Annotated in this window: 18 protein-coding genes; 4 read left to right on the top strand and 14 right to left on the bottom strand. The window is 41.7% G+C overall.

Annotation, left to right across the window (positions count from 1 at the left end):
* Positions 1-160: 160 nt before the first annotated feature.
* Positions 161-1,087 carry a malate dehydrogenase gene (mdh, locus tag MJO53_RS10725; RefSeq protein WP_224835325.1) on the bottom strand — a complete coding sequence of 309 codons (927 nt, stop codon included), beginning with the start codon at positions 1,085-1,087 and terminating at the stop codon, positions 161-163.
* A gap of 243 nt (positions 1,088-1,330) precedes the next feature.
* Here mdh and MJO53_RS10720 point away from each other — a divergent pair, with 243 nt between their 5' ends.
* Positions 1,331-1,702, top strand: a complete 372-nt coding sequence (locus MJO53_RS10720) for a hypothetical protein (protein WP_224835326.1) — start codon at positions 1,331-1,333, stop codon at positions 1,700-1,702.
* An 81-nt stretch (positions 1,703-1,783) separates the two neighbouring features.
* Here MJO53_RS10720 and MJO53_RS10715 read toward each other — a convergent pair whose 3' ends face one another.
* The 3 genes from MJO53_RS10715 to asnB all read right to left on the bottom strand — a co-directional run bounded on the left by MJO53_RS10715 (position 1,784) and on the right by asnB (position 6,733).
* On the bottom strand, positions 1,784-2,794 hold the full coding sequence (locus MJO53_RS10715) for a DUF6588 family protein (protein ID WP_252079072.1): 1,011 nt from the start codon (positions 2,792-2,794) through the stop codon (positions 1,784-1,786).
* A 73-nt stretch (positions 2,795-2,867) separates the two neighbouring features.
* A complete protein-coding gene (gene gyrB, locus MJO53_RS10710; protein WP_224835328.1) occupies positions 2,868-4,808 on the bottom strand; it encodes a DNA topoisomerase (ATP-hydrolyzing) subunit B in 1,941 nt (646 codons plus the stop codon).
* A gap of 254 nt (positions 4,809-5,062) precedes the next feature.
* Positions 5,063-6,733, bottom strand: a complete 1,671-nt coding sequence (gene asnB / locus MJO53_RS10705; RefSeq protein ID WP_224835329.1) for an asparagine synthase B — start codon at positions 6,731-6,733, stop codon at positions 5,063-5,065.
* 241 nt (positions 6,734-6,974) lie between these two features.
* Between asnB and MJO53_RS10700 the strand changes: the two genes are divergently transcribed.
* Positions 6,975-7,508, top strand: coding sequence for a DUF2911 domain-containing protein (locus tag MJO53_RS10700; protein ID WP_224835330.1), 534 nt, complete (start codon positions 6,975-6,977; stop codon positions 7,506-7,508).
* A gap of 118 nt (positions 7,509-7,626) precedes the next feature.
* Here the strand turns inward: MJO53_RS10700 and MJO53_RS10695 are convergent, their stop codons facing one another.
* From MJO53_RS10695 to MJO53_RS10680, 4 genes are all read right to left on the bottom strand, one after another.
* Positions 7,627-9,246 carry an amidohydrolase gene (locus tag MJO53_RS10695; protein WP_252079071.1) on the bottom strand — a complete coding sequence of 540 codons (1,620 nt, stop codon included), beginning with the start codon at positions 9,244-9,246 and terminating at the stop codon, positions 7,627-7,629.
* A gap of 42 nt (positions 9,247-9,288) precedes the next feature.
* Entirely contained in the window at positions 9,289-10,338 is a 1,050-nt protein-coding gene (locus MJO53_RS10690) for an OmpA family protein (protein WP_252079070.1), read from the bottom strand.
* Positions 10,339-10,485: 147 nt separating this feature from the next.
* Positions 10,486-12,237, bottom strand: coding sequence for a TonB-dependent receptor (locus tag MJO53_RS10685; protein ID WP_252079069.1), 1,752 nt, complete (start codon positions 12,235-12,237; stop codon positions 10,486-10,488).
* Positions 12,238-12,249: 12 nt separating this feature from the next.
* Positions 12,250-15,273: a tetratricopeptide repeat protein gene (locus tag MJO53_RS10680; protein ID WP_252079068.1), complete on the bottom strand. Its 3,024-nt coding sequence runs from the start codon at positions 15,271-15,273 to the stop codon at positions 12,250-12,252.
* A gap of 147 nt (positions 15,274-15,420) precedes the next feature.
* Between MJO53_RS10680 and MJO53_RS10675 the strand changes: the two genes are divergently transcribed.
* Positions 15,421-16,104, top strand: a complete 684-nt coding sequence (locus MJO53_RS10675; RefSeq protein WP_224835335.1) for a cell division ATP-binding protein FtsE — start codon at positions 15,421-15,423, stop codon at positions 16,102-16,104.
* Between the two features lie 95 nt (positions 16,105-16,199).
* Positions 16,200-16,961, top strand: coding sequence for a polyphosphate--glucose phosphotransferase (gene ppgK / locus MJO53_RS10670; RefSeq protein WP_252079067.1), 762 nt, complete (start codon positions 16,200-16,202; stop codon positions 16,959-16,961).
* A 7-nt stretch (positions 16,962-16,968) separates the two neighbouring features.
* Here the strand turns inward: ppgK and MJO53_RS10665 are convergent, their stop codons facing one another.
* The 6 genes from MJO53_RS10665 to MJO53_RS10640 all read right to left on the bottom strand — a co-directional run bounded on the left by MJO53_RS10665 (position 16,969) and on the right by MJO53_RS10640 (position 22,699).
* On the bottom strand, positions 16,969-17,865 hold the full coding sequence (locus MJO53_RS10665) for an outer membrane lipoprotein-sorting protein (RefSeq protein WP_252079066.1): 897 nt from the start codon (positions 17,863-17,865) through the stop codon (positions 16,969-16,971).
* Between the two features lie 100 nt (positions 17,866-17,965).
* A complete protein-coding gene (locus MJO53_RS10660) occupies positions 17,966-18,640 on the bottom strand; it encodes a head GIN domain-containing protein (RefSeq protein WP_224835338.1) in 675 nt (224 codons plus the stop codon).
* Between the two features lie 134 nt (positions 18,641-18,774).
* Complete coding sequence (locus MJO53_RS10655) at positions 18,775-19,857, bottom strand: bifunctional 3-deoxy-7-phosphoheptulonate synthase/chorismate mutase type II (RefSeq protein WP_224835339.1); 1,083 nt, start codon at positions 19,855-19,857, stop codon at positions 18,775-18,777.
* Between the two features lie 8 nt (positions 19,858-19,865).
* Positions 19,866-20,726, bottom strand: a complete 861-nt coding sequence (locus MJO53_RS10650) for a prephenate dehydrogenase (RefSeq protein ID WP_252079065.1) — start codon at positions 20,724-20,726, stop codon at positions 19,866-19,868.
* Between the two features lie 3 nt (positions 20,727-20,729).
* Positions 20,730-21,872 (bottom strand): pyridoxal phosphate-dependent aminotransferase, encoded by a 1,143-nt coding sequence (locus MJO53_RS10645; RefSeq protein ID WP_224835341.1) that lies wholly within the window; start codon positions 21,870-21,872, stop codon positions 20,730-20,732.
* Positions 21,869-22,699, bottom strand: coding sequence for a prephenate dehydratase (locus tag MJO53_RS10640; RefSeq protein WP_224835342.1), 831 nt, complete (start codon positions 22,697-22,699; stop codon positions 21,869-21,871). The genes MJO53_RS10645 and MJO53_RS10640 overlap by 4 nt, the downstream gene beginning before the upstream one ends.
* Positions 22,700-23,044 lie beyond the last annotated feature (345 nt).

Below are 23,044 nucleotides of genomic sequence, written 5' to 3'. Positions count from 1 at the left end.
TTTGACAATAGAATTTGATGTAATTGCAATTACTGTTAATAGTTACGGTATAAAATTAAAAATGTCATCCCGGACAAACCTAGAAATTTCCATTTAATTTGATGGTAATTTTCTTTTGGTCGATGCCCAAAATGACACTTTAACCGATAGATTTTTAAATCTAAACCTCTAGCAGTCCGTTGGTCTTTTTTACACCTTCGGCACTTTCCTGCATTTTGGCCTTTTCGGCATCGGACAATTCTATCTCTACAATTTTCTCGATACCATTTTTACCTAGGATTACCGGCACCCCTATACAAATATCGTTTAGTCCGTACTCACCTTCCAACAGTGATGAGCAAGGGAACATTTTCTTTTGATCACATGCAATGGCCTGGACCAAGCTGGAAACGGCAGCACCTGGGGCATACCAAGCACTTGTACCCAACAATCCGGTCAAAGTAGCACCTCCAACTTTGGTTTCTTCCACAACCCAGTTCATTTTTTCTTCGGATAGGAACTCGGAAACTTTTACACTGTTTCTTGTAGCATGGCCGATCAAGGGCACCATTCCTTTATCGCTGTGCCCGCCGATCACCATACCATCCACATCTGAAATAGGTGCTTCCAAGGCTTGGGCCAATCTATATTTGAAACGGGCACTGTCCAAAGCTCCACCCATTCCTATAATTCTATTTTTAGGAAGTCCTGTTGCTTTGTGCACCAAATAGGTCATCGTATCCATTGGGTTGCTCACTACAATAATAGTTACGTTAGGGGAGTGCTCCAAAAGGCTTGTGGCCACTGTTTTCACAATGCCGGCATTAATACCTATCAACTCTTCACGCGTCATACCAGGTTTACGAGGAATTCCCGAAGTGATCACTGCAATGTCGCTATTGGCAGTCTTACCATAATCGCTGGTAGACCCGGTAATTTTGGTATCAAATCCGTTCAATGATGCCGTTTGCATCAAATCCATGGCCTTACCTTCGGCATACCCTTCTTTGATGTCCAATAAAACTACTTCCGATGCAAAATTTTTCATTGCTATGTACTCAGCGCAACTTGCTCCAACTGCGCCTGCTCCTACTACGGTAACTTTCATTTGTATAGATTTAAATTTTAGTCCTCAAAAATAAGGCATTTAGGGCAGATAAAAACTGACATTTACCAGTTTTAGACCATCAATTCCGGTAAAAACAACAAAGTTGACATGGATTTAACGATGCCTAGATCACTCTTGAGCAGCATAAGAGTTGTGCAATAAAATATTTTATCCGTTTTATACAATAGATTCTTACAAACCTACGTTCTTATAGTCCCAAATTTAACGTAACCTACTTGACCTATGAAAAAGCTCTTTTCATTGTTGTCCATTCTTGGCATTATAGCCATAAGCAACTGTACCAGTGTTCCGGACAACCACGATCCCATTCTGGGTATCTGGGCAAAAACTGCATCTTCAACTATTGAAGGAAAAAATTCGAACACGATCCGTGAAGAGTGGATTTTTAACGATGTCTATCTAGGAAGATACCAGAGATACACCAACTCCCAATTAGATTTTTACACCGATTTTAAATGGTCGCAAGAAAATGGCGCCTATTCCATTATTTATGGCGACCCACAGGTTACCGATATAACCGTTAGTTTGGAAAAAGCAAAAACCCCCGAAGTATTAACCTTGGATAATGGCTCGGTCTTCGCCACCAGGGAATGACGTGAAGACTACATATATGAAAATAGTAGGCCCCGGAAACGGGGCCTTCTTTATTTTTGATCGGTAATTTTTGATTCTCTCTTACCTAAATCCAAAATTCACTCCAAAGGTAAATGTGCTGAACTCGGAGAAATTATATTCTGCATTCAACCTAAAAAATCCCAGTTTAAGTTTGGTACCCAAATTAGCAGATACTCCGCTTGCATCTTGCGATACCGTAAAAGGGTCTACCACTGTTTCTGAAAAGAAAGGCCCGTTGGCCTCGTAAGTACCAAGCACATCGATATCCGAGTTCCCTGTGATATATCCAATCCCTCCATAAAAATTAATTACCGGGATATTTTTAGTGGAGACCACGGCGCTAAAATTCCATGTTCTGAAAGAAGCATCGATTCGTTGATCACTTCCGCTGATAAAATCAGAATCGGAAAAATCGTATTCCCCATTTAAATTGGTATAGCCAATTACCGCAGAAATAGCAACGGGCAATACTTTATCGGCAGGCAATATTTTGGTAAAATCATATTGCAATCCGGCCCCGAACAATCCAATCTTGGCATCGTCGTCAAATTTGATCTTTGGCAAAAAACGAGCTTTTACTTCCAACCCCTTGATCAAACCTACACTGGCCTGTAGATACCCCGATGGTATAAAATTGAGGTTTTCAGCAGAAAGACCTGTGGGCAGCTCAAAACTCTCTCTGAAGATACCACTTTCATCTTCCACAAAAACTTCTACTCCCTCAATATCCCCTAACGCAGTAGACACCATTCTGGCCTGACCCGGGTTTTGTACAAAATCCAAGTTATCGTAATCGGCAGGATCCAATAAAAATGCTTTTTTATCGTCCTTGTTTTTAAATCCGGTCATGTTTCCTATAATGGAAATCTCAAATCCACCCAAGGGCTTGGCATCTGCCGTATTGTACCATCCATTGGAGATGCTGTAAATAGCTCCTTCCGAGACCGGGGACAAATAAGCGTTGGCAAATCGCTCGGCATCCGCAACTCCCGAAACAAATATATCGTTGAGATCCTGGGACTTGCCCATGGTCACAGTAACTAGTGCAAGCGCTAAAATTAGTCTTTTCATAATATTGAAGTTTTACCCAAAACTAAAAAACTCGCCCTGCTGGGGCGAGTTTTTGTTGTGAAATGCCTGAATTCTATACATCTATATTCGCATAGACGGCATTTTTCTCAATAAATTCACGTCTCGGTGGCACTTCGTCACCCATTAGCATTGAGAATATACGATCGGACTCTGTTGCATTGTCAATACTAACTTGACGTAAGGTTCTGAATTCCGGGTTCATTGTGGTGTCCCAAAGTTGCTCGGCGTTCATCTCACCAAGACCTTTATATCGCTGGATACCTGCTCCCCCTCCCATTTCTGCATTGATCTGATCACGCTCCTTATCATTCCATGCGTAACGTTTTTTAGATCCTTTTTTTACCAAATATAGAGGTGGTGTTGCGATGTAGACATGGCCACCCTCGATCAACTCCCTCATATATCGGAAGAAGAAAGTTAAAATCAGGGTTTCAATATGGCTACCATCGACATCCGCATCACACATGATCACCACTTTATGATATCGCAGTTTATCCAAATTGAGGGCCTTACTATCTTCTTCGGTTCCGATGGTAACTCCCAAAGCAGTGTAAATATTCTTTATTTCCTCGTTTTCAAAAACCTTGTGCTGCATGGCTTTTTCCACATTCAGGATTTTACCTCTCAATGGGAGAATGGCCTGGAAGTTTCTATCCCTACCTTGTTTGGCTGTTCCACCTGCAGAATCCCCCTCTACCAAAAACACTTCGCACTTGGTAGGATCTTGCTCCGAACAGTCGGATAGTTTCCCTGGCAACCCTCCTACACTCATAGGGTTCTTGCGCTGTACCATTTCTCTGGCCTTTGCCGCGGCATGTCTGGCCTGTGCAGCAAGTTTTACTTTTTCAACGATTTGTTTGGCATCATCCGGGTTTTCCTCCAAATAATCGGTCAGCATTTCGGATACGGCCTGACTCACTGCACTGGTAACCTCTCGGTTACCCAATTTAGTCTTTGTCTGCCCTTCGAATTGCGGTTCTGCCACTTTCACCGAAACGATTGCCGTCAGTCCTTCGCGGAAATCATCACCAGAGATTTCAAATTTCAACTTATCCAGCATGCCGGAATTATCGGCATACTTTTTAAGGGTCGATGTTAAACCTCTTCTAAAACCTGAAAGATGTGTTCCTCCTTCATGGGTATTGATATTGTTTACATAGGAATGAAGGTTTTCGGTGTATCCCGTATTATAGATCATAGCTACTTCCACCGGAATTCCGTTCTTCTCTCCTTCCATGGAGATTACCTTTTGGATCAAGGGCTCTCGAGTACCGTCCAAAAACTTGATAAATTCCTTGAGGCCTTCCTCGGAATGGAAAGTTTCGGAAACGAATTCTCCTTTTTCGTCCTTATTGCGCTTGTCGGTTAGCGTTATGGTCACTCCTTTATTCAGGTATGCGAGTTCCCTCATTCTATTGGCAAGGGTCTCATAACTGTATTCTGTGGTTTGGGTGAATATGGTATTGTCCGGAACAAAGGTTACTATGGTACCAGTCTCATTGCTTTCGCCTACACTTTTTACAGGGTACAACGTTTTTCCTCTTTCATATTCCTGCTCCCAAATTTTTCCATCTCGGTAAACAGTGGCCTTTAAATGGGACGATAGAGCGTTCACACAAGACACACCCACTCCGTGCAATCCACCGGAAACTTTATAGGAGTCCTTATCGAATTTACCCCCTGCCCCGATCTTCGTCATTACTACCTCCAAAGCGGAAACACCTTCTTTTTTGTGCAGGTCCACGGGGATACCCCTTCCGTTATCCTGGGTAGTGATAGAGTTGTCTTCGTTAATAATTACATCTATCGTATCGCAATGGCCCGCCATGGCTTCATCAATGGAGTTGTCCACCACCTCATAAACCAAATGGTGCAATCCTCTGACCCCAACATCTCCAATATACATGGAAGGTCTCATACGTACGTGCTCCATCCCCTCCAGGGCCTGGATACTATCCGCGGAGTATTGTTTCTTGTTAGCTTCTTCGCTCATATATATTCAGTATTTGCCTCAAAAATTCAAATCTTACAAATATAAACAATACCCTGTGGAAATGGCCAAAAACACCCCTCTCAAGCCCCTAAGTTATCAACAAAGTGTGTGGAAAACAGCCTCTTTTTATTGCTTGTACCCTAACATGGTCCGAACAACTAAAAAGCCCCTCGGGAAAGGGGCTTTCTGACTAATTAAAAAATGAAACATGTTAGATTAACTGCTTCATATCGTTTGGTTGGTTTAAACAGGGGTTATTTTACATATGCATCGGTATGAACCTTAGCCACAGCTCTTCCCGATGGGTCGTTCATGTTCTTGAATGCCTCGTCCCACTCCAGGGCAATTTTGGTACTACATGCCACTGATGGTTCTTGCGGCACGCTCATAGCCGCCGCATCGGAAGGGAAATGACTTTCAAAAATTGAACGGTAATAATACTCTTCTTTAGATGTAGGGGTCTGAATTGGAAACTTAAAATGGGCATTTTTTAGTTGCTCATCCGAAATCTCCTCTTCCACTAAAGCTTTTAAGGTATCTATCCAGCTGTACCCGACTCCATCGGAAAATTGTTCTTTTTGCCTCCAGGCCACGCTTTCGGGCAAATAATCCTCAAATGCTTTGCGAACTACCCATTTCTCCATGCGTTCGCCGTTGATCATTTTATCTTTTGGATTTATGCTCATGGCCACATCCATAAACTCTTTGTCCAAAAAGGGCACACGCCCCTCAATACCCCAGGCCGCCAAGGATTTATTGGCCCTAAGGCAGTCGTACATGTGAAGCTTGTCCAGTTTTCTTACTGTTTCTTCATGAAAATCCTTTGGACTAGGGGCCTTATGGAAGTATAAATATCCGCCGAACAATTCGTCCGCTCCTTCACCCGAAAGGACCATTTTAATTCCCATGGATTTGATCACCCTGGCCATTAAATACATTGGAGTCGAAGCTCTTATGGTTGTAATATCGTATGTTTCGAGGTTATAAACAACGTCCTTTATGGCATCCAGCCCTTCTTGGATGGTAAATTTGATCTCGTGATGGACCGTTCCAATATGGTCGGCCACCTTTTGGGCCGCCGCCAAATCAGGAGAACCCTCCAAGCCTACCGAAAAAGAGTGCAATTGTGGCCACCAAGCATCGGCCGTGTCCCCGGACTCGATTCTTTTTTGGGAATATTTTTTTGCAATGGCCGATGTTACCGATGAATCCAATCCACCGGACAATAGTACGCCATAAGGCACATCGGACATTAATTGACGGTGTACCGCAGCTTCCAATGCATCTTTGATTTTTGCAATGCTGGTCTCGTTTTCCTTAACTGCATCATATTCCATCCAATCCCGTTTGTACCAGCGTACAAATTCACCGTTAGAACTGTGCATATAGTGACCAGGGGGAAAAAGTTGGATTTTGGAACAAGTGCCTTCCAAAGCTTTCAACTCGGAAGCCACGTAGAACGTTCCGTTTTTGTCCCAACCTATGTACAACGGAATAATTCCCATATGGTCGCGGGCGATGAAATACTCGTCTTTTTCCGAGTCGTATATGGCAAAACCAAATATACCGTTCATTTCATCAACAAAATCCACTCCCTTTTCCTGATATAGGGCCAAAATAACCTCACAATCGGATTGTGTACGGAACTCATATTTCCCCTCGAACCGTTTTCTTAATTCCTGATGATTATAAATTTCACCATTGGCTGCCAATACCAATTTACCATCGGCACTGATCAACGGCTGCTTTCCCGAAGCCGGATCAACAATAGCCAATCGCTCATGGGCCAAAATTGCCTTATCATCGGCATAAATACCACTCCAATCCGGCCCTCTATGTCTCACTTTTTTAGACATTTCCAATAGTTGGGGCCTTAGTACTTCCGTACTTTCCTTCACATCAAATGCGCAAACAATACCACACATAATTTATTATATTTAATAACAATTTTAAAACAAATATGAACTTTAATATTATTTAATAAAACTATTATTAGATATTTAATTATATTTTATAATTTTAAATCATCTTACTGTTTCATATTGAAACAATATGCGCTTTTAAATCATTTTTATCCAATGCTTTGTAAGGTCGCTTAATTTTCCCGTCTGTATATTTGAAAAAACTATTAATCAACTCCTGAAAAACGGAAATTAAATCGCAATCATGAAGAATTTAACAGTATTAGTATTGATGTTTTGTGCCAGTTTAGTGTTTTCTACGGATGCCGTGGCCCAAAAGTTTAGTGGACTCGACAAAAGTCCTGCGGATATTGCCTATTATCCAGCAAGCTCTAGAGAAAATGATAAATCTGCGCGCATTATTTACAGTCGTCCACAATTGAAGGGACGTAGCATGGCCGAATTGGCCCCTGCCGGAAAAGTTTGGAGAACCGGAGCCAACGAAGCTACGGAAATAACTTTTTACAAAGATGCCACTATTGGCGGCAAAACGATCAAGGCAGGTTCTTATGCATTGTTCACTATTCCGGGTGATAGCGAATGGACCGTTATCTTGAACAGCAACCTACACCAATGGGGCGCTTATTCTTATGATAGTGACGGTGATGTGGTACGTGCCACTGCTGCAGTTTCTTCGGATAGCGAAGAATTGGAAGCCTTCTCCGTTGCTTTTGACGACGATGGAAATATGGTTATGGGATGGGGAACTACCAGAGTCTCTTTACCGATCAGCTATTAATACATGGTCGTTCTAAAAATACGAAAGCCCCTTAATAAGGGGCTTTTTTATTGTTCTTTTGCAACAAAACCTATTATAGATTGGTTTCCTCGCTTAGTTTAAATCAACAAAGGGGGCATTATTTCTTCTGAACACCACCCAAGAACACATGTTCTGCAGTTATATTGGGAATATCTTCGGATGGGATTATCATAACATCATCGCTCAGAACCACAAAGTCTGCAAATTTTCCCGCTTCAATACTCCCTTTTTCTTCTTCCTCAAAATTGGAATAGGCCGCCCAAATGGTCATCCCCTTTAAAGTTTCCTCTCTGCTCAAGGCATTTTCCATCTGAAAACCACCTTCAGGGTATTGTGCTACATCTTGGCGGGCGACCGCCGCATAAAAGGTTAAGAACGGATTTACCTGCTCCACTGGGAAATCGGTTCCCAAGGCAACCAGTCCTGCTTTGTTCAACAGGTCTTTATATGCGTAAGCTCCTTTTATCCGTTCTTTGCCTAAACGATCTTCTGCCCAATACATATCACTTGTGGCATGTGTTGGCTGTACGGATGGAATGATTCCCTTTTCAAAATAGTTAAAATCGGATGGCGAAATTACCTGCGCGTGTTCCACTTTCCATCTGCGGTCCGTTCTACCTTTTAGTGCTTTTTCGTAGGCCCTTAGCACCACAATATTGGCAGAATCGCCAATTGCATGGGTGTTCATCTGATAATCGGTTTCCGCAATGCGATGAGCCAGTGCTTCTATTTGGTCCACGGGTGTTACCATAGCACCAAAATGGCCAGGCTTATCGGAATAATGATCTCTTAGGGCCGCACCTCGCGAACCAAGGGCCCCATCGCCATATACCTTTACGGAACGTACATTTAATTGATTGGTTTTGATGATTCCCTTTTCCAAAAAGTAATCCAAATTTTCTGGATAATTGGAGATCATTGCATATACCCTAATGGATAATTCACCTGCTTGCTGTAGGCTATCGATCAACTCAACTATCTCCCTCGGAAGACCTGCATCGTTCACGGTAGTGAGGCCATAATCCAAAGAAATAGCTTCTGCATCCTTAAGCGCCTGTATATTTTGTGCCAAACTTGCTTTGGGAATCACTTGATCTATCAATCCCATGGGGTTGTCCACCAATACACCGGTGATTTTACCATTTTCCTTTACAATTTCCCCACCTTCGGTTTTTGTTTCAGCAGTAATTCCGGCCATATCCAAGGCTTTTTGATTGACCAAATAGGCATGACCATCCACGCGCTCCAAAGCCACTGGCGTGTCCGGAAACAATTCATCCAGTTTATCCTTGGTAGGAAACTCTTTGACCTCCCAATCGTTTTGATCCCAACCTCTACCACGAATAAAATTGGATGGGCGTTCCTTTTGGAAGGCCACCACCCTTTCCATCACCTCTTCATAACTTTCCGTGCCGACCAAATCGACCACTTGTTGATTTTGCCCCAATCCGTAAAAATGGCAGTGTGCATCTATAAGTCCCGGAACTATGGTTTTACCTTGGGCATCAAAACTGTTTTGGGCAGTATATTTTTTGTTGATTTCGTCCGTATCCCCGACTTCTACAAACTTTCCGTCTTTTATCGCAATGCCCGTCGCTTTGGAAAAATCCTCATCTACCGTATAAATATTGGCATTGGATACAATTAGGTCCACTTGTTCCTTGGTATGGCAAGAAATAATGAACAATGTGGAGAGCAGTAAAACGTACTTTTTCATTTTGGATGGTTTCTTCCAAAAATAGAAAAAGTGATTGAAATTTTAGGGATTGTCATCCTCGAACTCTGTCATAACAAACTCTACTCTTCTATTTTTCCTCCGTGCTTCTTCGGTCAGAGTAGTATCCAATGGTTTACTGTCACCATATCCTTGATAGGAAATCCGGTTTTTGTGCAACCCTAAAGTTATAAGGTAATTGGCGACCGAACTTGCCCTCTCGCGACTGAGCACATTGTTATATTCTGAGGAACCCAGATCATCCGTATGGCCACTGATAGCTACTTTTAAATCCGGGTTTTGCTGCAAGTAATTATAAACATCCCGGAGACTTTGTTTTGCCTTGGGTTGCAAGTCGAACCTATCAAAATTAAAATTTACATGATTTAAAACGTACACTTCGTTGGTCTTGTATTCCGGTCCTAAATAGACCAAAGAAATATCGTCCAAATAGTAATAGGCATAACCTTCCTTATTATTTGAAGGGTCTTTGCTATCGATATATGCGGTACCTGCGTTACTTTTAAAATTTCCCAGGATCAAATGATTCTCAAATCCTTTGGCTACCAAATCAAAACTTAACTCCATCCACTGTTGTTTATCCTGATAATAATTTGATACTGGAAATTGTTTGATATGGGTAGTTTGTGCGGAAGTGGCGATCAATTGACTTTGAGACAGTTCTTTTTTGGTATAAATAGATAAGGGTCTATCGGATAAAACGGCGCCCATATCCATAACAGCACCATCCGATTTTTCGGATAGGCTCAAAAATAAGGTCAACCTGTACCGACTACCTTTTTGCAGGGTTTCGGTCAACGGCACTTGTATATATTCACGATAATCCTTTGGAGCAAACAAGTAGAGGCCGGCATATGCTGCACCCTCATAAGGCTCTTGTTTACCTTTAAAGTTCATGGGAACACCCAACTTGGTTCTACTACATTGATTAAAATAATCGGTTGTTCCCAAAGTCGGAGCGCTCCAGTAAGCAGCATCCCTATTTAGATTACTCATTTTAACAGGACAGGAAGAATATTCTTCGAAACCTCCATTATGAACCAAATTTTGACCAATTCCAAAGAAGGAATTCATCAAAAAAAGGCATAGAAGTCTTTTAAATATTGGTCTTGGCTCCATTATTTTCCTCAAAATAAGAAAGGTCAACTATGGGTACATCAACAAGTTGACCAAAAATAATGAACGGTATTTTCAATAATTTATTGCGTAAAATCCTACAAACTAGAAATCAAACTTATAGGAGACCCCTGCCAACGCTTGGAATCCCTGCACTCTAAAATTGGCCCATCGTTGGTAATTGTTATTTGCTATATTCGAAGCTTTTAAAAAGATGGAGAGCTGATCATTGAAACGATAGCCAAGGTGCGCATTGGCATCAAAAAACGAATCCAAGGTAATTGGCGAATAGGAAATGGTCGGTGGCACATTATCGGTTAGTGCAATTGAGGTCAAAGCATCTCTCTCGCCCACAAAGAACAGATTGGCGCCCATATACCATTGGTCGGTGATCTGGTAGTCCAAAAACAGGGATCCTTTTATCGATGGCAAGTTCCAGGCCGGATTATCCGTTTCCGTATCGTAATCGTAGAATTCTGCGTTTACCCCTAAAGAAAAATTTCGATTTACATCTACATTTATTTCACCAAAAACACCCAATGTTTTTACATCATCATAAAAAACCTGAAAAGAATTACCGTAGTAATAGCTCTTTTCATCCATTCTGGAAGTATTGACTGTATTTTGATAAAAAAGCGGCTTTCTATTTTCCGCCATGTAGGATCCTTTAAGATTATAACCGATATTGGAGGTTAGCTGGCCCTTAAGTCCCAAATACCCTTCGTATTGCTGGTCGGTGGGCATAATGTCCAACGTTGGCGACACATACGGATTTTCATTCACAAAATCGTAATAGGAGTTTTGCCTTAGCTCTCCTTCTATTCCGCCATACGCAATTACATTTTCTTCCAATAATCTGTACGAAGCGGTTACGGCAGGATAGATGTAAAAATTGTTCTCGCTGTTTTCCAAATCCAGACCATAAACTATGTTGGCCCCCAGGTTCAAAGTAAGGTCATCCCTCAAAATCAAAAGACTTGGGGTCACACCAGCCTGTAAATGGCTATATTTTTTTTCTCCTGTATTCTCGAGTTCCGTTATGGTGCCATTTTTAAAATTGCCCCCAACATAATCCACTTTGGCAGCGACGGTAATCAATTCCTCGGTTATGGGAAGTTCAAAAGTTGGGTTGATCACCGCACGGTTCTCCGCTGATTCGGTTGCATCCCAAAAACGCCTCAACAATACATTTCCACTTTTAAAAGGAGAATCCTCCATATTAAAATGGGCCTTGGCCTGGGCATTAAAATAATTTTGCGTCTCGTCGATTGCATTGATTTCATCTTCACTGAACAATTCACTCTGGATGCCGTACCAGTTATATAATTGATGTTGCAAGCCAATACTTGCGCCCCAATCCAAATAGCGATCTTTTTTGGCATAGGAAGCGTTGAGCTTGGTGTTGTAAAAATCGGTATCCAAAGGTGTGGAATCCAAGTCACCTCTTGATGAATTGTGGGTTAAACCAAAATCCAAAAGGTCTTCGCCCCGATTAAATTCACGGCTGGTATAAAAATCGACCAGGGCATTGTTATAATTGCCCAATCCCACCGAGGCATATGAATTGTACAAGGTGGGCGGTGGTGTTTTTTCAACTCCCGAAGCCTTGCCCTTTGCTGGGGTAAATGTCGATGCCACAGGGACTGAAAATATGCTGTAATTGATTTTCTTCTTTTGCAGCACAATGGAATCGTTCAAACTCGGAGACGATTTGATCTTGAAGGCATCCGAAACGGTAGGGGAATACGGTTTCACCACCGTTACCGTTTCTGTACCAATGTTATCCTCTTCTTGGGCGATAACTGATCCGCAAAGGCTCAAAAATAGTAATGAAAATATATAGGTTCTCTTCTGCATGTTGTGTCTCGTTTAATTTTGGTTGGGATCCACGGATGAATTGCTCTCTGCCTCTTTGGCCTTAATGGTGGCCAACTCAATTTCTGCATCGGCAACGATTTCCTCAAATTCGGCAAAATTGGAAATAACGCTTTCCAAAATATAGGTGGCCTGGAAGGCATCTCCCAAATTGTAGAAGTTCTTCGCCATGATTACCAAACCTTTTCCCGCCCATTCTTTATACGCCGCATAATCTTTGGCCAATTTTTGAACGGAAGTGTTGGAAGCCTCAAAATTTCCCTCTTTATTTTTAAAATACGCATCATAGTACCAAGCTTCGGCAGCGAGCTCTCCAGATGCAATTTGCTTTACCTCTTGGTAGGCAGATTTGGCTAAACTTTCGTTATCCGTTGCAATAGCCGAACGGGCGATCATGATCTGCGCATCACTTTTTATACGATCATCTATTTTGGAGGCGCTAAGTACCTTCTCGGCGTAGGCGATGGTCTGTGCATAATCCTTTTGACCGTAAAAACCTTTCATCAAATTGGACTGGGCAAAGGTTTTGTTCTCTGAAATATCGGCCGTGTTTTCCAATCTTTTTAAATAAGGGATAGCACTGTTGTAATCCTGCTTATCCACATAAATCTCACAAACACGTGTCAAGGCCTGCTCGGTATACTCCCCATTGCCTCCATCAGCAACAGCCTTGTATTTTGACAGGGCCTTATCTTTTTCTCCATCAGCAAAATATAGTTGCGCCAAGGCAAAATTGGCGTTTTGCGCATGGAGTCCGTTAGGGAATTCGTTCAAATAATCTTCATAGCCACGGATTGCTGCTGCGGTTTTACCTTCAATTTGTTTTCGCTCTGCGGATTCAAAACTGGCATTGTCTAACTCGGTATCGGTTACTTCAACAAAATCCAAACTTCTGGCCCAGGCTGCGTATTCGCTTACTCGACCTTCGTCCACATACACCAATTTAGCTGTGGCCACCGCTTGTTTGGCTTCTGGGGTTTTCGGGTACTTTTGAACTACTTCTTTTAACTTGCTCAATGCTTGGTCGTTTCTATTGGAATTGTAGTACACCAGCCCAGATCGGAGCAGTCCTCGAGGGGCAAACTTACTCCCGGAATATTCGGCCACAATCCTATCGTAAGTCTGAAGTCCTAAACTTTCTTGGTTATTGTTGATGTAAGAATTACCCAATTCAAACAAGGCATCATCACGCAATGATGATGTTGGGAACATCCTCAAAAATGCGTTCAAGCCTTCAATTTTTGCAGCATTGTTACCTAAAAATCCATCGCAAAGTGTTTTTTGAAATGCAGCATAGTCACGCTCTGGCCCGTTCATTTTGGATGATGTGTCGTAAGCTTTTTTGGCCAATTGGTATTTGCTGTTTACAAAGTAACTGTCGCCCAATCTTAGATAACCATCATTCTTTCTTTGATCATCAATGGCATTGGAGCTCACTACGTTTTGAAAATAGGATATAGCGTTGTTGTAATCTTTTAGTTTGAAGTACGAGTAGCCTAAATTATAATCCAACTGCTCGTATTCTGAAAGTGATTTGGCTGCTGGCGAGTTCTGGAACCGCACAAAATCCACCAAAGCTTCCTCAAAACGGTTCATTCGGTAGGCCGATTCCGCTTTCCAATATAAAGCACGGGCTTCAAAGTTTGCGTTGTCTGCACTTTTCAGGGATTTATCGAATCTTTCCCAAGCCCCTTCATAATCACCATCAATAAAAACTTCCACTCCTCGGTAGTAGGCGACTTTCTGATAGGTTTCCTTACTAGCATAGTTCTGGTTCTCCTCCAAAAGTTGCATGGCACCTTCAAAATTTCGGGAGGTGATATAGGAATCCACCAAAAGCTCCTGAATTTCCATTTGATGCTCATCCTTTGGGTATTTTTCCAAGTACGTGGTCAACACTTGGGGAACAGGTTCGTAAGCATTACCGATTTCGTAGCTCAAGCGAGCATAGTTCAACCAAGCATCTTTTTGAATTTCTGGACTAAACTCCATCTGCGAAGCATTTCTAAATGCATTCAAGGCTTCGGATTTTTTATCCAATTTTAAATAGCACTCTGCCAAATGGTAGTATGCATTTTGGGAAACAGCATTGCTGCCCCCTATAATTTTATTGAATTGCTGAATTGCTTTTTGATAATCACCGAGCTTGTAATGACTATATCCAAGCAAATAGAAATCGGTATTGTTCCATTTGCCACGTTTGCCCTTGTATTCCTCCAAATAAGGAACTGCCTCGGCGTATTGTTCTAAATTAAAATAGCTTTCACCAATGATCTTATTCAATTCCGAAACTTCTTGACGATTGGATTTGGGCAGTTGTTTTTTGGCCAACGCAATGGCTTCTTCAAACTTGCCCAATTTAAAATTCAAATCGGCCTGATAATAGGTCAACTTTTCATCGAGTAGTTCCGGGTCTTGGATTTGGTCGAAACGAGCGCTGGCCGAATTGTAATCATCTTGCTCGTAAGCGATATACCCCAAATAATATTTGGCTTGTGAACCATATTTTTGGGAGGTGGTAACCTTGTTCAAATAACGTTCGGCCTCCTGCGGACGCTTGGATGCGTACAATGCGTAGCCATTGTTGAAGTTAAAGCGGTCGCGCTCCGAATAGGGCATGGAGTTTTCATCCACTTTTTTGTACCATTTTAACGCATAGGGGTATTTTCCCGTTTCAAAATAGTAGTCGGCCACATCCAAAAAAGCAGAATTCCTTTTGGTGGACGTGGGATAACGTTCCACAAAATCCTCCATCATTTTATCCGCTCCTCGCTGATTCAGTCGAATGGCGGCATTAGCGGCATAATAGGCGCTATTGGCTTCGGTTTCCCCATCCTTAGTGTTGGCTTTGACAGACTCAAAAATATTTTGCGCTGCTTGGTACTGCTCATTGTTGTAGAGCGCCAAGGCATCTTGATACGCTTTATTCTCGTGAGTGTGGATCTTGGTTTCCTGCGCGGAAAGCACAAAAAAAGTTCCCATAAAAATGGGAATTAATAGGAGATTTTTTCGATTCATAGTGTTCTACGCTCTTCTCGATTGACTTTACTCATAACGTCAAAATTAAGGCCAAAGTATGTCAACACCTAAAAGTTCTAACATTTGGTTATACAATAATGATGAATAATTATAGAACTTAGTACCTTTATTCCATAAAGTGATGTTATGTCCGAGACCATAGTAAAATTAAAAGACGCCGCTGTTTTCCAAAATGAGAACCTAGTGCTCAACCACATAGACCTGGAGGTAAAAAAAGGTGAATTCGTTTACGTGATCGGTAAAACAGGCAGTGGAAAAAGTAGTTTTATGAAAACGCTCTATGCCGATCTCCCCTTAAGGCAAGGGAGCGGTAATGTTGTAGATTTCGACCTAAAAACTATGCGGGAAAGGGAAATCCCTTTTTTACGAAGAAAATTGGGCATTGTTTTTCAGGATTTTAAATTGCTACCAGATAGAAATGTAAACAACAACCTTAAATTTGTTCTTAAGGCCACCGGTTGGACCGACCCAAAAAAAATGGATGACAAAATAGGTGAAGTCTTGGACAAGGTCGGTATGAAAACCAAAGGTTTTAAATTCCCCCACGAACTATCGGGTGGAGAGCAACAGCGGATTGCCATTGCCCGTGCCCTTTTGAACGATCCTGAACTTATTTTGGCAGACGAGCCCACGGGCAACCTTGACCCTCAGACCAGCGTAGAGGTGATGAAGGTATTGCAGGATATTAACCAAAATGGACGTACCATTATAATGGCTACCCACGATTACGCCCTTATCTTAAAATATCCGCACAAAACATTGAAGTGCGATGGCAGCAAGGTTTTTGAAGTAATCCAAAAGGCGATTTAGCAAGACGTATTACACTGTAAGCCATTCATTTACAAAACATTTGCCTGATCACCGAAAGTTTTTGTTACTTTGCCTAAACAAATTTCGCTTCCTATATGGAAATTCTTGGTATTGATATAGGCGGATCGGGCATTAAAGGTGCCTTGGTGAACGCCGAAACTGGGGAAATGTTAACAGAACGCTTCCGAATCCCAACTCCAAAATCAAAAAAACCAGAGGACATGGCCAAAGTAGTGGCCAAAATTGTGAAGCACTTCAATTACGAAGGACCCGTTGGCTGCGGCTTCCCTTCCATTGTTAAAAATGGGGTCTGCATGTCTCCCGGAAATCTCCATAAAAGTTGGGTAGGCGTTAATATTGATGAACTTTTCACCGAATACACCAATCATGAATTTACCGTACTTAACGATGCCGACGCCGCAGGTTACGCATCCATGAACTATGGCGTGGGAAAAGGAAAAAATGGGTTGGTGATCATGATCACCATTGGCACCGGACTGGGAAGCGGCGCCTTTTACAATGGGGTCTTGATCCCAAATTTTGAATTGGGCCAAATTCCATATAAGAAATACAAAAAAATAGAATCTTGGGCAGCCGCTTCCGCCAAAGAACGAGAGGATCTTAGCTATGAGAAATGGAGCAAACGGTTCAATAAATTTTTAAAATATGTAGAACTGATCGTTTCACCGGATCTTATTATTGTGGGTGGTGGAACTTCCAAAAAATGGGGAGAATTCAGTCACAATATCAAGATTGAAACAAAAGTGGTAAAAGCAGAACTTATGAACCATGCCGGTATTATTGGGGCGGCCGTGGCATGTTTAAGGGAACAACACCACGGACACTTGCACCAATAAATACGTACTACAATTTTTCTGCCCCATCCGGTGCATCAAAAAAGTTGGACGGCAGTCCTGATTTGAACTCCATCTCGGAAATTTCTATTTTGGTAATATATTCACCAGGTTTTCCATTTACTGTCCAATGTGTTTTCAGTTCACTTGGAAGCAATACACCATTGACATTTACCAATTCCCCGACTTCCATAAATTTTTCTGGATTATGTCCGCCATCCTTAAAATATTCCGGGTACGAAACAATGTAACGTGTTGCAGTGAGAAGGTAGGTCTCTGCATCAAAATGTAGGATATAATAATCGTCCGGTGCATCTCCGGTGCCAGGATCATAGGTTACTTTTACCACCTTGTTCTTTTTACCCTTATAAGTGGTATCCGGGAGCAATTCCAAATTAACCCCTTCTCCATCCTCCACGAACGGATGTCCCATTAAATAAAGTGGTGTAAGTGCCCAAAATTTAACATCATAATTAAATGCTGTGGAATCCTCGGCCTTTATCCAGGCTTCTTTTCCTGTGAACCCGAATTTGGCATCAGGATTTTCGATACTATTGTGCACAACCCTATTGTTCCAAACATCCACCACTTCGTAACTATCACGCGGGGTTTTACCATCCAACGGCTGATATTTAAAGCGCATTCCCAATGGTCCGTTTGTATACCAAGTATCCAATCCTCCATGAGCTTTCATAGCAGCCCAAACTACTTTACCTGCTTCTGAAGTAGCTAAGCGTTCTTCAGCTTTTCTCACTCTATTGTTGATCCAACTTTCTGGAACGGCAACTGTATTTTCAACTTTTTCTTTTGTAGTGATCTCAATCTCGGAATCGGGATTCTGCTTTACCTGTTCCTTGCAAGAAACGACAAATAAAATTGACGCTGCTGCCAAAATGGTCTTGTTCATGATATTTTCTTTAGGTTTTAATCATAATCAGTCGGAAGTCGACAAGAACCTTTCAAAAATTCACGTATTTTTTTGAGTTTGATGCGGCACCAAACAGTCTTTATTCTTTAATATGGACCCTGCCCCCTACAAATGTTCTCTTATTCACCGTTGTCGGATTTCCATACACGTAGACATCTCCTCCGGCCTTTACATTGATTTCCACCAATTCCGAAGCAAAAACATCGGCTTCGCCACCAGCTGAAATTTTTACATCCGTTGTTGCGGTGCGCAGTTCCCTACCTTCAAAAATACCTCCGGTATTGAGCACAACGGTTTGGTTTTTGGCAAGTCCAGAGGCTTTAACAATACCGCCTGTCACCGCTCGGATCTCTGCATAATCTACATCCATCCCAATATGGATCATGGCGCCTTCCTGGGCCCTTAGCTCTATTTTACTTTTGTTCACCAACTCGTTACAGGTAATTCTGGCACCCTCGTTCCCATCTATAACATCCAAGTTGGTGTAGTAGACTTCGATCATTGTATCCTCTCCCTGGAATTTTTTATCCAATTGCATACGCAGTTTAAGAACCCCATTTTTGTTGGTCCATTTAATATCGTCCACGTTCCAGCCTTTGATCATAATTTTGTTCTCGTCGGATTGGATCAAATTGACCTCGATCAAATCAAAAACTTTGATTTTGTTGAATTCCCCAACCTCCGTGTCTATAATTCTTTGCGATAACATGATCAATGGAAGCAATAAAAATCCTAATGTGTATATTTTTTTCATGATAGAGTGTTTTTACTTTGGAAAGATGATCACTTAGGAGGTTTGTTACAGTTTGAAACAAAAAAACTATTTACGGCACTGGATATTATGGCCGTAAATAGTTCTTAAATGAATCTGACTGTTAAAAAATCAGCTTATGACTTGATTATTTTTTCTTGGTGGTTAATGGATTCTTGATGGATTGCCTTGAACATTCTTAATACGAATTCCTCGCTCAATCCCCTTTGTTCGCCCTCCAAGATCATATTGCCCAGGATTGCGTTCCAACGATTGCTTTGGAGTACGGCAACGTTCTTCTGCTTTTTGAGCTCACCGATTCCGTCCGACACTTTCATCCTTTTGCCCAAAAGATCGATCAACTGATTGTCCAGGACATCTATTTGCGCTCTTAGGTTGGTCAAATTGCTCATGTACTCTGCTTCTTCATCGGTTTCTTTTCTAATTCGCAGATCCTTCATGATCTGGACCAAGGTTTTTGGGGTTACCTGTTGTGCGGCATCACTCCATGCGTTGTCCGGGTCATAATGTGTTTCTATCATCAACCCATCAAAATTCAAATCCAATGCAGTCTGCGACACATCAAAAACCATATCCCTTTTTCCTGTAATGTGGCTTGGATCGTTTACGATGGGTAAATCCGGGAACCTTGTTTGTAGTTCAATGGCCAGCTGCCACTCCGGTATGTTACGGTATTTGGTTTTTTCGTAAGTGGAAAAACCTCTATGGATCACACCTAATTTTTTAATGTTGGCAGAATATAAACGCTCCACGGCACCTAACCAAAGTGAAAGATCTGGATTTACCGGGTTTTTTACCAACACAACTTTATCGGTACCTTCGAGCGCATCTGCAATCTCTTGGACAATAAATGGACTTACGGTAGAACGTGCCCCTATCCACAACATATCGATATCGTGCTCCAAGGCTAGATCAACATGTGCTCTGTTGGCAACTTCGGTGGCGGTTTTAAGTCCGGTCTCTTCTTTTACCTTTTGCAACCATTTTAGTCCTATGGCTCCTACTCCTTCAAAATTACCAGGACGAGTTCGTGGTTTCCAGATTCCGGCACGGTAATAGCTCACATCGGTATCTTTTAGATCATGGGCAATTTTTAGCACCTGTTCTTCGGTTTCGGCACTGCAGGGACCTGCAACTACCAATGGATGACCTAAATTCATATCATCCAACCATTTTCTCATTTCCTTTTTGTTTTCCATAATACGTTCTATTTTTTTGTAAGTGGTATTCCTTTTAGTATTTGTTTTATTTTATTGGTATTACTCATTTCTTGGTGGACATTCTTAAAATCGTTGTCCAATATCAATTGCTTAAAGGTGATTAGGTTTTGAATATACTCTTCAAGGGTTTCGACCACATTATCTTTGTTCTGTTCAAAAATAGGCGTCCACATATCCGGGGAACTTTTTGCCAAACGGACCGTGCTTTCAAAACCACTGCCTGCCATGTCAAAAATATCGCGTTCGTTCCTTTCTTTATCGATAACCGTTTTCCCTAACATAAAAGAACTAATGTGTGATAAATGGGATACATAGGCGATATGTTTGTCGTGCGCTCTGGGATTCATGTACCGAATGCGCATGCCTATTTCCTGAAAAATGGCCAAAGCCCTTTCCTGAAGTTTAAACGCTGTTTTTTCTACTTCACATATGATCATTGTTTTGCCGGTATACAGACCTTCGAATGCAGCAGTCGGACCGGAGAACTCCGTTCCCGCAATGGGGTGACAGGCCATAAAATTTCTTCTCTTGGGGTGATCGGCAACCTGTTCGCAAATCGATTGTTTGGTGGAACCTGCGTCCATTACCACGGTTTCTTCTCCCGAGGCATCCAAAATTTTTGGAAGCTCGGCCATTAAAACATCGACAGGAATGCCCACGAATACCATATCGGCGGTCTGTAGGTCCGTGTACCCTCCTTTTTTGTCGATAATACGCAGTTGCAGGGCCTCATCTAAATGGGCCTCGCTTTTATCCACTCCGATTATTTCGGCTTCCGGGTGCAGCCTTTTTACATCCTTCGCAAAGGACCCCCCTATTAAACCAACACCTATAATGACTATTTTCATAATCTAAAATCTTTGGATCGCTTCTTTGATCTTTTCTTCTTTTACACAAAGTGAAAAACGAATATAGCCCTCGCCATTACTTCCAAAAATGGTTCCCGGGGCTATAAAAATATCTCTGCTGTACAATATTTCATCTATAAATTGTTCTGATGGGGGTGACCCAGCTGGAAGCTTGCTCCACACAAACATACCGACCGCGTTCTCGTCGTAGGAGCATCCTAATTTGTCCACCAATCTAAACATAAGCTCCCGTCTTTTGGTATAGACTGTGTCCAAAGCCTCGAACCACTCCGGCCCGCTTTGCAAGGCTGCGATGGCTCCTTTTTGAATGCCATAGAACATCCCGGAATCCATATTGCTCTTTACCTTTAGCACTGCATTTATGTGCTCCGCATTGCCCAATACCATGCCCACTCGCCATCCTGCCATATTAAAGGTCTTGCTGAGACTGTTCAGTTCCAAAGTGCATTCTTTTGCCCCATCAATGGACAAAATACTGGTCGGGTTACTGGAAAGCACAAAACTGTACGGGTTATCGTTCACCAATAGAATTTGGTTCTTTTTCGCAAAATCCACTAACATTTTAAGCTGTTCTACGGTGGCCGTTGCACCAGTTGGCATATGAGGATAGCTTACCCACATTAACTTTACCTTGGACAGGTCTTTTGTAGCTAGCTCGTCCAAATCCGGAAACCAACCGTTTTTTTCGGATAAATTGTACTGTATAGGAACAGCGCCTACTAAACTGGTCACAGCCGCATATGTCGGGTATCCCGGATTGGGGATCAAAGCCTCGTCGCCATTGTTTAAAAAAGCCATGCTAATGTGCATAATGCCTTCCTTGGAACCCATCAATGGTAAAATATCCGTGTTCGGATCTACGTTTACATCGAATTTTTGATGGTAGAAGTCTGCAATCGCTTCCCTTAGTTTTGGCAGTCCCTGATAGCTCTGGTACTGGTGTGCCCCTGCTTCTATTATGGAATCCCTTAGTGTTTCCAACACTTGTGGCGAGGGTGCCAAATCGGGGCTGCCGATCCCCATATTTATAATGGGTCTTCCTTGTGCGATTAGCCCACGGACTTCTCTTAATTTTGTAGAGAAATAGTATTCCTTTACGCTATTTAACCTATCTGCAGTTATCATAGGATCAATGCATTTTTGTATTCGCCCAAAACCCGAAAATCCTCTGCCATAATCTCCAGCAAAGATTTAGTTTTGGAAAATTGTTCATAACTCTCAAAAGTGACATCAACAAAGAAGGCATACTTCCAAGGGGTCTTTATTACCGGCAAGGATTGAATTTTGGTAAGGTTCATGTTACAATCGCTCATCACGTTCAATACAGTGGCCAAACTCCCCCGTTTATGATCGGTAATGAATCTTAAAGAAGCCTTGTTTATTTCTTCCTCTGGCAACACCTTGTTCTGCTTTTTAAGGATTATAAAACGTGTTGAGTTATTTACAATAGTTTGGATGTTATCAGCAATAATATCCAATCCGTACAATTCTGCCGCCATTTTGGGAGCAATTGCAGCTATATTAGCCAACTTACCTTCTTTTATTCTTTTTGCGGTTTCCGCAGTATCCACACTTTCAACAAGTTTTATCTGCGGATGGGCCTTAAAAAACTCTTTGCACTGCAACAATGCCATTGGATGCGAATGCACCTCGCGGATATCATCAAATGTTTTTCCTTTTAAAACCATTAGGTTATGATGAATGTTAAGGTAATGCTCTCCAATAATATGGATGTTATTGTGGTACACCAGATTATAGTTGGGGATTATAGATCCTGCAATAGAATTTTCTATCGCCATAATACCTTTGTCCGCAATGCCCAACAATAAACTATCCACTACGGCATCAAAGGAATTGCATTCCAATAACTCAATATTACTTCCAAAAAAATCTTTGGCTACTTGATGGTGGTTGGACCCCTTTATTCCCTGTATGGCTATTTTTAAACCCATGGCAAAAAAAAAGCCCCGATGCTATCGGGACTTTATGAATTAGTTATACTTTAAACGTATCTAGAATAGTCCCGTTCCTCTTTGAAAAAAGAAGTAAAAATAAAAACGGTTCCAGAAATACGTGTTTGTCATCTCTTTGTTAATTGTCGGCTAATTTAGGCATTCAATCCTAAACACTACTCCAATCCCATATTTTTTTTGATATTTTTTAAAAAGTTGATTCTCATTGAACATTATCTTACAGAAAATCGATTTTTTTTTCAAATTCACATTTTGATAGTTTTTTAAAGGATCGTAACAGGCCAATTATCCTTGCCCTTACTTGTAGTGAACAAAACCTATAAA

The sequence above is a fragment of the Flagellimonas marinaquae genome, from assembly GCF_023716465.1.
In the GTDB taxonomy this organism is placed as follows: domain Bacteria; phylum Bacteroidota; class Bacteroidia; order Flavobacteriales; family Flavobacteriaceae; genus Flagellimonas; species Flagellimonas alginolytica.
This window is presented reverse-complemented; position numbering and strand designations above follow the sequence as displayed.

Bases quoted from the DNA above. Each gene is read 5' to 3' on its own strand.
- MJO53_RS10675 (WP_224835335.1), top strand. From the start codon at position 15,421: ATGTCCGAGACCATAGTAAAATTAAAAGACGCCGCTGTTTTCCAAAAT.
- MJO53_RS10695 (WP_252079071.1), bottom strand. From the start codon at position 9,246: ATGAAAAAGTACGTTTTACTGCTCTCCACATTGTTCATTATTTCTTGC.
- MJO53_RS10685 (WP_252079069.1), bottom strand. From the start codon at position 12,237: ATGCAGAAGAGAACCTATATATTTTCATTACTATTTTTGAGCCTTTGC.
- ppgK (WP_252079067.1), top strand. From the start codon at position 16,200: ATGGAAATTCTTGGTATTGATATAGGCGGATCGGGCATTAAAGGTGCC.
- MJO53_RS10680 (WP_252079068.1), bottom strand. From the start codon at position 15,273: ATGAATCGAAAAAATCTCCTATTAATTCCCATTTTTATGGGAACTTTT.
- MJO53_RS10655 (WP_224835339.1), bottom strand. From the start codon at position 19,857: ATGGAAAACAAAAAGGAAATGAGAAAATGGTTGGATGATATGAATTTA.
- MJO53_RS10665 (WP_252079066.1), bottom strand. From the start codon at position 17,865: ATGAACAAGACCATTTTGGCAGCAGCGTCAATTTTATTTGTCGTTTCT.
- MJO53_RS10690 (WP_252079070.1), bottom strand. From the start codon at position 10,338: ATGAATTCCTTCTTTGGAATTGGTCAAAATTTGGTTCATAATGGAGGT.
- MJO53_RS10650 (WP_252079065.1), bottom strand. From the start codon at position 20,726: ATGAAAATAGTCATTATAGGTGTTGGTTTAATAGGGGGGTCCTTTGCG.
- MJO53_RS10660 (WP_224835338.1), bottom strand. From the start codon at position 18,640: ATGAAAAAAATATACACATTAGGATTTTTATTGCTTCCATTGATCATG.
- gyrB (WP_224835328.1), bottom strand. From the start codon at position 4,808: ATGAGCGAAGAAGCTAACAAGAAACAATACTCCGCGGATAGTATCCAG.
- MJO53_RS10640 (WP_224835342.1), bottom strand. From the start codon at position 22,699: ATGGGTTTAAAAATAGCCATACAGGGAATAAAGGGGTCCAACCACCAT.
- MJO53_RS10720 (WP_224835326.1), top strand. From the start codon at position 1,331: ATGAAAAAGCTCTTTTCATTGTTGTCCATTCTTGGCATTATAGCCATA.
- asnB (WP_224835329.1), bottom strand. From the start codon at position 6,733: ATGTGTGGTATTGTTTGCGCATTTGATGTGAAGGAAAGTACGGAAGTA.
- mdh (WP_224835325.1), bottom strand. From the start codon at position 1,087: ATGAAAGTTACCGTAGTAGGAGCAGGCGCAGTTGGAGCAAGTTGCGCT.
- MJO53_RS10645 (WP_224835341.1), bottom strand. From the start codon at position 21,872: ATGATAACTGCAGATAGGTTAAATAGCGTAAAGGAATACTATTTCTCT.
- MJO53_RS10700 (WP_224835330.1), top strand. From the start codon at position 6,975: ATGAAGAATTTAACAGTATTAGTATTGATGTTTTGTGCCAGTTTAGTG.
- MJO53_RS10715 (WP_252079072.1), bottom strand. From the start codon at position 2,794: ATGAAAAGACTAATTTTAGCGCTTGCACTAGTTACTGTGACCATGGGC.